Source organism: Sphingopyxis sp. NJF-3, assembly GCF_053514865.1.
In genome coordinates this window covers 763,586-775,601 of sequence record NZ_CM130726.1, presented here as the reverse complement: position 1 = coordinate 775,601, position 12,016 = coordinate 763,586, and the positions used below count along the sequence as shown (strand labels likewise).

Sequence of the window (12,016 nt, the reverse complement as noted above, 5' to 3'; positions counted from 1 at the left end):
CTCTGGGTTGCTTCGCTTCGCTCGCAATGACGGATTGATCAACTGTATTGCAAATATAATACAGTGGCGATAGCATGAGGGCATGTCGATGCTCCTGCTGCCCCTGCTCGTCCTCGCGCCAGACGCCGCGCCCGCCGATCCCGCCCCGCCCCGCGACTGGGCCGCGACGCTGCGGAGCGACGCGCAGGCGATGCACGACGATATCGCGGCGAACCATCCGGGTCCGGTCAACGCGCTCGATCCCGGTTTTTCGCAGCGCAACGACGCTGGCCTCGTTCTGGCGCTGGCGCGCGCGGACAAGGTCACCGATTTCGCCGGCTATTATTATGCGCTCAAGGCCTATGCCGCCTCGTTCGACGACGGTCATCTGGGCTATGGCACGACCGACAAGGCGCCGCCCTTCGCCGCGCGCTGGCCGGGCTTCCTGACCGGCTTCGAGGGCGCGGCGCAGGTGGTGAAGACGCGCGCCGACGACGCGCCCGTTCCGCTCGGCGCGGTGCTCGAAGGCTGCGACGGCAGGCCCGCCGATAGGCTGGCGGCGGAGAATGTCGGCGCCTTCGAAGGACGCTGGTTCCTCGCCTCGCGGCGCATGCTGCGCGGCGGGCAATTGTTCGTCGACCAGGGCAATCCCTTTATCGCGCGCCCGGTGCGCTGCCGCTTCCGTGTGGGCGATACGGCGCGCGAGGTGACGCTCGACTGGCACCCGATCGACAATGCCGCGCTGACCGCGCGGGTGCGCGACACCAACCAGATGACGCGCGCGCCGATCGCCGCGCGCACGCTGGCCGACGGGACGCGCTGGTTCGCCCTGTCGGGGTTCGACGGCGATCCCGATTCGGCCGACGCCAAGGCGCTCGGGCCGCTGATCGAGGCGATGCGCGCCGACCGCGCCGCGATCGCCGCCGCGCCGCGCATCGTGCTCGACCTGCGCGGAAACAATGGCGGTTCGTCCGACTGGTCGGCGCAGATCGCCGCGATCCTCTGGGGACCGCAGCGCATCGAGGCGCTGCCGGGGTCGACAGGGGTCGACTGGCGCGCTTCGGCGGGCAATGTGAAGACGCTCACCGATTTCCGCGACCATGTCCGCGATGCGCCGGGCACGTCGGACGCGATGAAGCACTGGATCGACACCACGGTGAACGGCGTCACCGCCGCACACGATCGCGGCGAGCCGCTGTGGCGCTTCACCGAGGCCGAACCGGAGAAGACCCCCGGCGAACCGCCCGCTCCGCCCGCGGGACCGGTCTATTTCGTCACCGACAGCGGCTGCGCCTCGGCGTGCCTCGACGCCGCAGACCTGTGGAAGGCGCTCGGCGCGATCCAGGTCGGGCGGGAAACCAGCGCCGACACCCTCTATATGGACGTTCGGCAGGACGTTCTGCCGAGCGGTCTCACCCGCATCGCGGTGCCGATGAAGGTCTATCGCGGCCGGACACGTGGCTCGAACGAGCCGCTGCGTCCGGTGCATCGCTATCCAGGCGATCTGCGCGACACCGTCGCGCTGGCGGGGTGGATCGCGGCGCTGCCCGAAAGCCGCTGACCGCCCGCTCGCCCCATCCATCCTTCCTACCAGCTCGTTGGGGGTGACGACGGGAGAAGTCGCGGCTAAGAGGGCGGCCGAATATGAGGTCGCGATCCCATAACAAGTCCGCGCTGCGGTTTCTTCTCGTCCCCCTTGCGGTCGCCGCATTGGGACTGGGCTGGTTCGGTCTTCACGCCTCCGGCGGCGGCCAGCCCCTCGCCAGCATCGCGATCCCGATCAACGCTCCCGAGGATCTGCCCGACACACCCGCCGAATGGCGCGGCCGGATCGACTATCACGCGCTCGACCGGCAATTGTCCGATCTGGCGCAGCGCCCCGAAATGGCGGGGCTCGCGGTCGCGGTGGTGGAAGACGGCAAATTGCGCTTCGTTCGCACCTATGGCGTCGCCGACCGCTCGACCGGGGCGCCGGTCACGCCGCACACCCTGTTCCGCTGGGCCTCGGTGTCGAAGACCGCGACGGGCGCCCTCGCCGCCGCGATGGCGCAGGACGGCACCGTCGACCTCGACCGCCCTATCGCCGCGTGGCGCACGTCGCTGCATCTTCCGGGCGGCGCCGAGGCGCACGTCACGCTCGGCCAGCTTCTGGCCCAGCGCACGGGCCTGACCAAGAACGCCTATGACGACCGGCTGGAGGCCGGGCAGAACCCTGCGCTGCTTCGCGCGGGTCTCGTCAACGCACCGCTGCAATGCGAACCCGGAACCTGCCACACCTATCAGAACATCGCCTTCGACGCCGCGAGCGAGATATTGGGACAGGCCGCGCACAAATCCTTCCCCGACGCGGTGAGCGACCGGCTCTTCCTCCCGCTCGGCATGGTCAGCGCGGGATATGGGATGGAGCGGCTGACGGGCGCCAGGGATTGGGCGAGGCCGCATCGCGGCCGGACGATCCTGCCGCTCACCGAATCCTATTGGCGCATTCCCGCCGCCGCGGGCGTCGAAAGCGATGTCGTCGATTTCGCGCGCTGGATGCAGGCGATGATGGGAAAGCGCCCGGAGGTGCTGCCGAAGGCGGTCCTCGAGATCGCCCACCGCCCGCGCGTGGGTACGGCGCGGCTCTATGGCGGCGCCTTGCGCCAGGCCACCAGCGATGCGGACTATGGCCTGGGCTGGCGGAGCTTCACCTATGACGGTCGCCGGCTCGAAGGCCATTCGGGCGCGGTTTCGGGCTATCGCGCCACGCTGATGTTCGAACCGGCGACGCGGACCGGCGTCGTTGCGATGTGGAACAGCGATTGGGGATTTCCCTTCCGCATCCCCTTCGCCGTGATCGACAGCTACCACAAGCGCGAAGACGCGCGCTGGCTCGACCTCGGCAAACTGCCCCCGGTCAAAGGCGAAATCGCCGGCAGATCGGCGAGAACCTCCCAAACCGGCTAAGGGCGAGAAGGCGACCCGCATGTACGAACTGATCACCGCCAACCGCAATTATTCGAGCTGGTCGCTGCGCCCCTGGGTGCTGATGAAGGGGCTCGGCATCGCGTTCGAGGACCGGATCGAGCCATTCGCCAAGCCGGTCAATTATGAGGCGTTCCGCGGCTTCTCGCCGACCGGGCAGGTGCCGGCGCTGCTCGACGGCGCGCGGACGATTTACGACTCGCTGGGCATCGCCCTCTATCTGGCCGACCGGCACGACGGCGTCTGGCCCACCGATCCCGACGCGCGCGCCTGGGCGCAGTGCGCGGCGTGCGAGATGCACAGCGGCTTTGCGGCGTTGCGCAACGATTGCACGATGAACGTGGGTGTCCGCGTGCAGCCGAAGCCGATGTCGGACGCGCTCGCGGCCAATGTCGCGCGGGTCCGCGAACTGTTCGAAGAGGGGCTGGCGCGCTTCGGCGGGCCGTGGCTGGCGGGCGACGCCTTCACCGCGGTCGACGCCTTCTTCGCGCCCGTCGCCTTCCGCATCCGCACCTATGGCCTCGACGTCGGCGCCGGGCAGGCGTGGGTCAACGCGATGCTCGCGCATCCCGCGATGCTGGAGTGGGAACGGCAGGCGCTCGCCGAAAGCTGGCGCGAGGAAAGCCATGAGGCCGAGCTGGCGGCGGCGGGCGTGATTACGGCCGATTACAGGCAAAGCTGATTTTGGATCGGGGCCACTCCCTGCGCCGTGCCATCGGCTACCCACTGTTGATTGGCAGCCTCGGTTTGGCAGGATGCCAGACGCCGGACAGAAAGACGCAAAGTGCAAATCCGGGAGATACTGAACGGACGTTCGCGAATTGCGAGGCAAACGAATATGCAGAAATCCGGAACTGGAAGAGTGTACCGATCGACGGTTCGGATTCCACCGCGGCCATAGCGGCCAAAGCCGCAGCCGATGCCGGCGGGATAAGCGCCCCTGTCTTCAAATCGGAATATTGCGGCTATGAATTGCGCTCCCGCGACGCAGGCGACCGTTGCTTCCTCTTCATTTTGGAACCGCCAGGGGTCGGCGGGGATATTCAGCTGTGCGTGTCTTCCGAAGGCAAGGTCAAGAATCTCTTTCTCGGCGAATGATCCGCACGGCGGCCTAGTCCGCTAGCGCTTCCCTGACCACCGCGACCCCCGCCTCGCGCTGCGCCTTCAGTTCGGCCTTCAGCGTCGCGGGATCGCGCGCGAGCAGGAAGCCGAAACTGACCCCGCCTTCCTTGCCGAGCGTCGCGTGGTGGAGCTTGTGCGCCTGCACCAGCCGCTTCGCATAGCCGCGCCGCGGCACCCAGCGGAACCAGCGCTGGTGGACTAGGCCGTCGTGCGCCAGCGTGTAGAGGATGCCGTAGAAAAGGATGCCGAGGCCGATCCACGTCCCCGGTTCCCACGCCCTTGCGCCCCGGATCATCGGGCTGCCGGCCGCGAACATCGAAATGCTCATTGCGGCGCCGACGAGCGCGAAGCGGTCGTTCTTTTCCAGCCGCTTGTCGTGCGGCTCGTGATGGTCGCAGTGCCACGCCCAGCCGAAGCCGTGCATGATATATTTGTGGCTCGCCCAGGCGACGCCCTCCATCGCCACGACCGTGGCGAAGATGAGGGCGATGATGGCGAGGGTGGACATGACCCGATTATAGGCTGGTTCCCCTTCCTGTGCATCCTCCTCCTTCGTCACCCCGGACTTGATCCGGGGTCCATTCACGCAGCGCGGGAAGAATGGATCCCGGATCAAGTCCGGGATGACGATGAAAAAGTGGCAATAGCTCGACGACCGAAAATTGCGTTTTTGATCGCCACTCGCTTGCATTGTTATGCAACCGGCTTAAGTGGACCGCATGACTCGGCCCCGCACCCTCTATGAGAAAATCTGGGACGCACACGTCGTCGAACGGCGCCCCGACGGTACCTCGTTGATCTTCATCGACCGCCATCTCGTCCATGAAGTCACCAGCCCGCAGGCGTTCGCGGGGCTTCGCGCGAGCGGGCGCACGGTGCGCCGGCCCGACCTGACGCTCGCGGTGCCCGACCATAATGTGCCGACGACGGCGCGGCTCGACGCGAACGGCAACAAGCTGCCGATCGCCGACCCCGAAAGCGCAGCGCAGCTCGCGGCGCTGGAGAAGAATGCGCCTGATTTCGGCATCCGCTACATCGACGCGGTCGCGCCCGAGCAGGGCATCGTCCATGTCGTCGGCCCCGAGCAGGGCTTTTCGCTGCCCGGCACGACGATCGTCTGCGGCGACAGCCACACCGCCTGCCACGGCGGCATCGGCGCGCTCGCCTTCGGCATCGGGACGAGCGAGGTCGAGCATGTGCTCGCGACACAGACCCTGCTGCTCCAGCCCGCCAAGACGATGGAAGTGCGCGTCGAGGGCGAGGTCGGACCCGGCGTCAGCGCGAAGGACATCATCCTCCACATCACCGGGACGATCGGCGCCGCGGGCGGCACCGGCCACGTCATCGAATATACGGGCAGTGCGATCCGCGCGCTGTCGATCGAGGGCCGGCTGACGATCAGCAACATGGCGATCGAGGGCGGCGCGCGCGCCGGGCTGATCGCGCCCGACGAGACGACCTTCGCCTATCTGAAAGGCCGCCCCTATGCGCCGAAGGGCGCCGACTGGGACGCCGCGGTCGCCTATTGGAAAAGCCTCGCGACCGATCCGGGCGCGACCTACGACAAGACCGTCGTCATCGACGCCGCCGACATCGCCCCGAGCGTCACCTGGGGCACCAGCCCCGAGGACGTCGTGCCGATCACCGGCGTCGTGCCCGACCCCGCGAGCTTCGCCGACCCGTCGAAGCAGGCGGCTGCGGCCAAGAGCCTCGCCTATATGGGGCTCGAACCCGGCACGCGGATGCAGGACGTCGCAATCGAGAATATCTTCATCGGCAGCTGCACCAACAGCCGCATCGAGGACATGCGCGCCGCCGCCGCCGTGATCAAGGGCCGCAAGAAGGCGGCGAACGTCAAATGGGCGATCGTCGTCCCCGGATCGGGCCTCGTGAAGCGCCAGGCCGAGGCCGAGGGGCTCGACCGAATCTTCATCGACGCCGGACTCGAATGGCGCGAGCCGGGCTGCTCGGCCTGCCTCGCTATGAACCCCGACAAGGTACCCGCGGGCGAACGCTGCGCCTCGACCAGCAACCGCAATTTCGTCGGCCGTCAGGGGCCGGGCAGCCGCACCCACCTCGTCAGCCCAGCTATGGCGGCGGCGGCGGCGGTGACGGGCAGGCTCACCGACGTCAGGGAGTTGATGGCATGACCCCGCTGGAGAAAGTCGAAGGCCGCGCGATTCCGCTGGGGCTGAAGAATGTCGACACCGACGTGATCATTCCCGCGCACTGGCTGAAGACGACGAGCCGCGAAGGCATGGGACGCGGCGCGTTCGAGACGCTGCGCGCCGACCCCGACAATCTGTTCGACAGCGCCGAATATCAAGACGCGCCGATCCTGATCGCGGGCGACAATTTCGGCTGCGGATCGAGCCGCGAGCACGCGGCGTGGGCGCTCGGCGACCTCGGCATCCGGGTTGTCATCGCGCCCTCTTATTCGGACATTTTTTCAGGCAATGCGGTCAAGAACGGCATTTTGCCCGTCGTGCTGCCGCAGGCCGCGATCGACCGGTTGATGGAGGTCGCGCAAACCGACCCCATCCATGTCGACCTCGACACGCAGACGGTCACCACGCCGTTTCAGGACCGCTTCGCCTTCGAGATCGACCCGTTCCGCAAGATGTGCCTGCTCGAAGGGCTCGACGAGATTTCGCTGACCGAGAAAAGCGACGCCGCGATCGGCGCCTATGAACAGAGGCTCGACGCCGAGCGTCCCTGGATGCGACCGGCGGCATGAGGTAACGGCACCGGCCCGCTCCCCCACCCGGCCTCCCATCTCAGGATAAGCTGTGGGAGGCCGGGTGGGGGAGCGGGCCGGTGCCGCCACAACGAAGAAAAGGAGACGATGATGAAGGCTCTTCTGTCGACCGCGACCGGCGGCCCCGAAACGCTGACGCTCGGCGAACTGCCGCGCCCGACCGCGGGCAAGGGGCAGATCGTGATCGACGTGAAGGCCTGCGCGGTCAACTTTCCCGACGTGCTGATCATCGAGGATAAATATCAGTTCCGCCCCGAGCGCCCCTTCGCGCCGGGCGGCGAGGTCGCGGGGCTGGTCGCCGAGGTCGGCGAAGGCGTGACCGAGTTCAAGGTCGGCGACCGCGTGCTCGCGGGTTGCGGCAACGGCGGCATGTCCGAAGCTGTCGCGGTCGGCGTCCACAATGTCTATCACCTGCCCGAAGGCCATGATTTCGCCGAGGGCGCATCGCTGCTGATGACCTATGGCACCAGCATCCACGCGCTCGTCGATCGCGGCCACATCCAGGAAGGCGACACTCTGCTCGTCCTCGGCGCGTCGGGCGGGGTCGGCATCGCCGCGGTCGAACTGGGCAAGGCGTTCGGCGCGCGGGTGGTCGCCGGCGTGTCGAGCGAGGCGAAGGCCGAGATCGCACGGGCTGCCGGCGCCGACGAGGTGGTGATCTATGGCCGCCAGCCGTTCGACAAGGACCAGTCGAAGGACCTCGCGAACAGGTTCAAGGAAGCGGTGGGGCCGAACGGCGCCAATCTGATCTACGACGCGGTCGGCGGCGATTATGCCGAGCCGGCGCTGCGCTCGATCGCGTGGGAGGGCCGCTACCTCGTCGTCGGCTTCCCCGCCGGCATCCCGCGCCTGCCGCTCAACCTGACCCTGCTCAAGAGCTGCGACGTCGCGGGCGTGTTCTGGGGCGCTTTCGTCGCGCGCGAGCCCGCGCGCAACCGCGCTAATATCGCGCGACTGTTCCAGCTGTGGGAACAGGGCAAGATCAAGCCGCGGGTCACCGAGACCTTTGCGCTTGAAGACGGCGGCAAGGCGATCGCCAAGCTCGGCGATCGCAGCGCGGTCGGCAAGCTGGTCGTCACCCTCTGAAATATCGCCCCGACCCGGCGCTGACCGAGGCGCTGCGCACGCTCGCGGCGCCGACGGGCCGGCTTGAGCTGCGCGTCACGCCGGGCGCAAGCCGCGACGCGGTTGCGATTGCCGACGGTGTGGTGCAGGTGCGCGTGACCGCGCCGCCCGCCGACGGCGCCGCGAACGAGGCGGTGCTGAAACTGCTCGCCGCGGCGCTCGGCTGCGCACGCCGCGACCTGACGCTGATCCGCGGCGCGACCGGGCGGACCAAGCTCGTCGGGGTAACCCTGCCCGACGCCGGTTAACGCTTTGTCAGGGGCTTTCGCCTATCGTGCGAGGCTCGACTGAACCGGGCGCAAGGTGGGATTGATGGCGACTCGCCGTTCGATGGGTGAAGCAAGTGCCGCGAGCGTGGCGAATATCTCGCGCACCCGCCGCGCGCAGCTCGTCGCCGAGTTCGAGGGCGAGCTCGGCATCGACCACAAGGCGCGCGCCAAGGCGGCCTATGAAGCGCGGCGCTGGCAGGTCATCAAGACGGTCATCGTCTGGACCATCGCGCTGATGTTCTTCCTGATCGCATGCCAGAAACTGTGGCTGATGGGGCTCGAGGTCGACCAGCCCTTTTCCGACCTCGATCCGATGAAGAGCCTGTTCGGGGAATAGGCCAGCAGCCGGCAATGGATGACGTTACCAAAATTTGGTAACATGCTTTCATGGCAGCAAAGAACACCTCGGTCGCCTTGGGCGAACCCTTCATCGAATTTGCCCGCCGCAAGGTCGAATCGGGCGAGTTCGCGACGACGAGCGAAGTCGTGCGCGAGCCGATGCGGCGGTACATTGCTTATGACGATCGTATAGAGGCGTTGCGCCGCGAGATACAGAAGGGCGTCGATAGCGGCCCCGCCCATCCGTTCGATTGGGACGCTTTCATGGAACGAAAGTTCGGCCCCGAAAGCGATGCGTAGTGTCATCCTCCGCCCCGAAGCGGAAGTCGATATCGAAGACACCGCCGATTACACCATCGAACAATGGGGCATCGAACAGGCCCGGCACCATGTCGGCGATATCCGCCGGACCATCGAATATCTCGCGGTGAACGGACTACGCCACCCCGAAGAGGCAGAAGTCTTTCCGGGCCTGAGGCGCGCGCGGAGCGGCCACCATTTCATATTCTATCTGATCGACGACGAGCGGGTCGATGTAGTGCGCGTACTGCATGAGCGGCGAGATAGAGTCCGGCAATTGAAGGGCTGAGATTGCTTTGATTCGTCATTGCGAGCGAAGCGAAGCAATCCAGGACGATTTACGCGCACTCTGGATTGCTTCGCTTTGCTCGCAATGACGAGAATAGGGGAAGTGGAGTTCCGGCTTACCGAAAACTATCCCCTCAGTTCAATAAACCCGCGCCTTCGGCTTGATATATTCGACGTCGTCGGACAGCGTATATTCGTGGACCGGGCGGTAATCGAGTTTCACGCCGCCGCCCTTGCCGCCCCAGCCGTCGAACCAGCTGACCGTGTGCTTCATCCAGTTCGCGTCGTCGCGGTTCGGGAAATCCTCGTGCGCGTGGGCGCCGCGGCTTTCCTTGCGGTTGAAGGCGGAGTGCATCGTCACTGTCGCCTGCGCGATCAGATTGTCGAGCTCGAGCGTTTCGACGAGGTCGGTGTTCCAGATCAGGCCGCGGTCGGTGACATGAACGTCCTGCATCCGCGCATAGGTCTTGGCGAGCTTTTCCTTGCCCTCGGCCATCAGCTCGTCGGTGCGGAACACCGCCGCGTGCTGCGACATGGCGCGCTGCATCTCGGTGCGGATTTCCGCCGTCGGGGAACCGCCGCTGGCATTGCGAAAATGATCGAGGCGACCGAGCGCGAGGTCGGCGCTGTCCTTGGGCAGCGACGCCTGCGCCGCGCCGGGCTTCAGCAGTTCCTTCAGGCGATGCCCGGTCGCGCGGCCAAAGACGACGAGGTCGATCAGGCTGTTCGAGCCCAGGCGGTTCGCGCCGTGGACCGACACGCACGCCGCTTCGCCCACCGCGAACAGGCCGGGGACGACATGCTCGGGGTCGCCGTCCTTCAGCGTCACCACCTCGCCATGATAATTGGTCGGGATGCCGCCCATATTGTAATGGACCGTCGGCACCACGGGCAGCGGCGCACGGGTCAGGTCGACCCCGGCGAAGATCTTGCCGCTCTCGGTGATGCCGGGCAGACGCTCGGCGAGCACCTTGGGGTCGATATGGTCGAGGTGCAGGTAGATGTGATCCTTGTGCGGACCGACGCCGCGGCCTTCGCGGATTTCGAGCGCCATCGAGCGCGAGACGACGTCGCGCGAGGCGAGGTCCTTCGCCGACGGGGCATAGCGTTCCATGAAGCGCTCGCCCTCGCTGTTGGTCAGGTAACCGCCCTCGCCGCGCGCACCCTCGGTGATGAGGACGCCGGCGCCATAGATGCCGGTCGGATGGAACTGCACGAATTCCATGTCCTGCAGCGGCAGGCCGGCGCGCAGCACCATGCCGCCGCCGTCGCCGGTGCAGGTGTGCGCCGAGGTGGCCGTGAAATAGGTGCGGCCGTAGCCGCCGGTCGCGAGCACGACGGCCTGGCTGCGGAAGCGGTGGATGCTGCCGTCCTCGAGGCACAGCGCAACCACGCCACGGCACGCGCCATCCTCCATGATCAGGTCGAGCGCGAAATATTCGATGAAGAAGTCCGCGTCATACTTCAGGCTCTGCTGATAGAGCGCGTGAAGCATCGCGTGGCCGGTGCGGTCGGCCGCGGCGCAGGTGCGCTGCACCGGCGGGCCCTCGCCCATATTCTGCATATGGCCGCCGAACGGGCGCTGATAGATGGTGCCGTCCGGGTTGCGGCTGAACGGCACGCCGGCATGTTCGAGTTCGTAGACCGCCTGCGGCGCCTCGCGCACCATATATTCGATCGCGTCCTGGTCGCCGAGCCAGTCGGAGCCCTTGACGGTGTCGTACATGTGCCACTGCCAATGGTCCGGCGTATTGTTGCACAGGCTGGCGGCGATGCCGCCCTGCGCCGCGACGGTGTGGCTGCGGGTCGGGAACACCTTGGTGATGCACGCGGTCTTGAGGCCCGCTTCGGCGCTGCCCATCGTGGCGCGCAGGCCCGAGCCGCCGGCGCCGACGACGACGGTGTCGTATGTGTGGTCGATGATCTTGTACGCTTCGGTCATCTTACATGCCCCCCGGGCCGAGCGCGGCGGGCGCCAGTGCGATGCGAACGATCGCGAAGATTCCGAAGGCCGCGCCGCCGATCGCGTAGAAATTCAGGATGACGAGCGACAGCAATTTCGCCGCTTCGCCATGGACATAATCCTCGATCATCACCTGCAGTCCGAGGCGGAAGTGCCAGAAGACGCTGACGACGAGCAGAATCAGGCCGAGCGCGACGGTCGGGTTCGAGGCCCAGCGCGCCACCGCGCCATGATCGGCCAGCGGCAGGCGGAGGAGCGAGACGAAGAACCAGGTGACGAGCAGCAGATTGCCGAGTGCGGTGAGCCGCTGCTGCAGCCAGTGGCCGGTGCCGTGATGCGACGGGCCGAGCCCGCGCACGCGGCCGAGGCGCGTTCCGTTACCCATGAAGCGCCTCCTTCGCGATATAGAGCCAGACCGCCGCGGTCGCGAGGATCGCGCCGACGAAAACGAGGATCGACCAGAGCCTGTTTGTCTTCAGCTCATAACCCGCGCCGGTGTCGAGAACGAGGTGGCGAAGGCCCGAGAGGAGATGCTGGAACAGCGCCCAGGTCAGGCCGACCAGCACGACCTTCCCCAGGATATTGGTGATCTGGTGAGAGGTGCCAGCTTCGGGGTCGTGCCAGACGCAGGCGACGAAGGCCGCATAGGCGTCCGGACCCGCGGCGATCGCGCCGAGCCACCAAAGGAACATCAGCGCCCCGACGATCGCGAGTCCGTCGCCGGTTATGCGGTGGAAGATCGAGACCGCCATCGACGGCGCCCATTTATACACCCCGAGGTGCGGAGAGAGCGGTCGCCCGCCCGGTTCCTTGCCAGCCATATCAGCCCCGTATCTTCTGACTCTATCCGGTCGATGCGGGCCGGTTAAGCCTTCCCGCCGCGATATGCAATTGCTTAGGGGGCGAATG

At 66.8% G+C, this 12,016-nt stretch carries 15 protein-coding genes; 11 read left to right on the top strand and 4 right to left on the bottom strand.

What is annotated here, in order from left to right:
- The first annotated feature begins 82 nt into the window (after positions 1 to 82).
- The 4 genes from ACOTSS_RS03585 to ACOTSS_RS03570 all read left to right on the top strand — a co-directional run bounded on the left by ACOTSS_RS03585 (position 83) and on the right by ACOTSS_RS03570 (position 4,041).
- Complete coding sequence (locus ACOTSS_RS03585) at positions 83 to 1,540, top strand: S41 family peptidase (RefSeq protein WP_448690169.1); 1,458 nt, start codon at positions 83 to 85, stop codon at positions 1,538 to 1,540.
- An 83-nt stretch (positions 1,541 to 1,623) separates the two neighbouring features.
- Positions 1,624 to 2,925: a serine hydrolase domain-containing protein gene (locus ACOTSS_RS03580; protein WP_448690168.1), complete on the top strand. Its 1,302-nt coding sequence runs from the start codon at positions 1,624 to 1,626 to the stop codon at positions 2,923 to 2,925.
- A 19-nt stretch (positions 2,926 to 2,944) separates the two neighbouring features.
- On the top strand, positions 2,945 to 3,625 hold the full coding sequence (locus ACOTSS_RS03575; RefSeq protein WP_448690167.1) for a glutathione S-transferase family protein: 681 nt from the start codon (positions 2,945 to 2,947) through the stop codon (positions 3,623 to 3,625).
- A gap of 2 nt (positions 3,626 to 3,627) precedes the next feature.
- Positions 3,628 to 4,041, top strand: a complete 414-nt coding sequence (locus ACOTSS_RS03570) for a hypothetical protein (protein WP_448690166.1) — start codon at positions 3,628 to 3,630, stop codon at positions 4,039 to 4,041.
- Positions 4,042 to 4,054: 13 nt separating this feature from the next.
- Here the strand turns inward: ACOTSS_RS03570 and ACOTSS_RS03565 are convergent, their stop codons facing one another.
- Positions 4,055 to 4,573: a sterol desaturase family protein gene (locus ACOTSS_RS03565; RefSeq protein ID WP_448690165.1), complete on the bottom strand. Its 519-nt coding sequence runs from the start codon at positions 4,571 to 4,573 to the stop codon at positions 4,055 to 4,057.
- Positions 4,574 to 4,784: 211 nt separating this feature from the next.
- Between ACOTSS_RS03565 and leuC the strand changes: the two genes are divergently transcribed.
- The 7 genes from leuC to ACOTSS_RS03530 all read left to right on the top strand — a co-directional run bounded on the left by leuC (position 4,785) and on the right by ACOTSS_RS03530 (position 9,145).
- Positions 4,785 to 6,215 carry a 3-isopropylmalate dehydratase large subunit gene (leuC, locus tag ACOTSS_RS03560; RefSeq protein ID WP_448690164.1) on the top strand — a complete coding sequence of 477 codons (1,431 nt, stop codon included), beginning with the start codon at positions 4,785 to 4,787 and terminating at the stop codon, positions 6,213 to 6,215.
- Positions 6,212 to 6,802, top strand: a complete 591-nt coding sequence (gene leuD / locus ACOTSS_RS03555; protein ID WP_448690163.1) for a 3-isopropylmalate dehydratase small subunit — start codon at positions 6,212 to 6,214, stop codon at positions 6,800 to 6,802. Before leuC ends, leuD begins: the two co-directional genes overlap by 4 nt.
- Before the next feature lie 111 nt (positions 6,803 to 6,913).
- Positions 6,914 to 7,909: an NADPH:quinone oxidoreductase family protein gene (locus ACOTSS_RS03550; protein WP_448690162.1), complete on the top strand. Its 996-nt coding sequence runs from the start codon at positions 6,914 to 6,916 to the stop codon at positions 7,907 to 7,909.
- Positions 7,910 to 8,028: 119 nt separating this feature from the next.
- Entirely contained in the window at positions 8,029 to 8,196 is a 168-nt protein-coding gene (locus ACOTSS_RS03545) for a DUF167 domain-containing protein (RefSeq protein WP_448690161.1), read from the top strand.
- Between the two features lie 64 nt (positions 8,197 to 8,260).
- Complete coding sequence (locus ACOTSS_RS03540; protein WP_448690160.1) at positions 8,261 to 8,554, top strand: hypothetical protein; 294 nt, start codon at positions 8,261 to 8,263, stop codon at positions 8,552 to 8,554.
- 50 nt (positions 8,555 to 8,604) lie between these two features.
- Positions 8,605 to 8,856 (top strand): type II toxin-antitoxin system ParD family antitoxin, encoded by a 252-nt coding sequence (locus tag ACOTSS_RS03535; RefSeq protein ID WP_448690159.1) that lies wholly within the window; start codon positions 8,605 to 8,607, stop codon positions 8,854 to 8,856.
- Positions 8,849 to 9,145 carry a type II toxin-antitoxin system RelE/ParE family toxin gene (locus ACOTSS_RS03530; protein WP_448690158.1) on the top strand — a complete coding sequence of 99 codons (297 nt, stop codon included), beginning with the start codon at positions 8,849 to 8,851 and terminating at the stop codon, positions 9,143 to 9,145. Before ACOTSS_RS03535 ends, ACOTSS_RS03530 begins: the two co-directional genes overlap by 8 nt.
- 138 nt (positions 9,146 to 9,283) lie before the next feature.
- On the opposite strand, the gene sdhA is transcribed toward ACOTSS_RS03530, so the two are convergent.
- Genes sdhA through sdhC form a run of 3 tightly spaced genes read right to left on the bottom strand, consistent with a single transcriptional unit; the run spans position 9,284 to position 11,928 of the window.
- Complete coding sequence (gene sdhA, locus ACOTSS_RS03525; RefSeq protein WP_448690157.1) at positions 9,284 to 11,086, bottom strand: succinate dehydrogenase flavoprotein subunit; 1,803 nt, start codon at positions 11,084 to 11,086, stop codon at positions 9,284 to 9,286.
- 1 nt (position 11,087) lies between these two features.
- Complete coding sequence (sdhD, locus tag ACOTSS_RS03520; RefSeq protein WP_448690156.1) at positions 11,088 to 11,492, bottom strand: succinate dehydrogenase, hydrophobic membrane anchor protein; 405 nt, start codon at positions 11,490 to 11,492, stop codon at positions 11,088 to 11,090.
- Positions 11,485 to 11,928 (bottom strand): succinate dehydrogenase, cytochrome b556 subunit, encoded by a 444-nt coding sequence (sdhC, locus tag ACOTSS_RS03515; RefSeq protein ID WP_448690155.1) that lies wholly within the window; start codon positions 11,926 to 11,928, stop codon positions 11,485 to 11,487. Before sdhC ends, sdhD begins: the two co-directional genes overlap by 8 nt.
- Between the last annotated feature and the right edge of the window lie 88 nt (positions 11,929 to 12,016).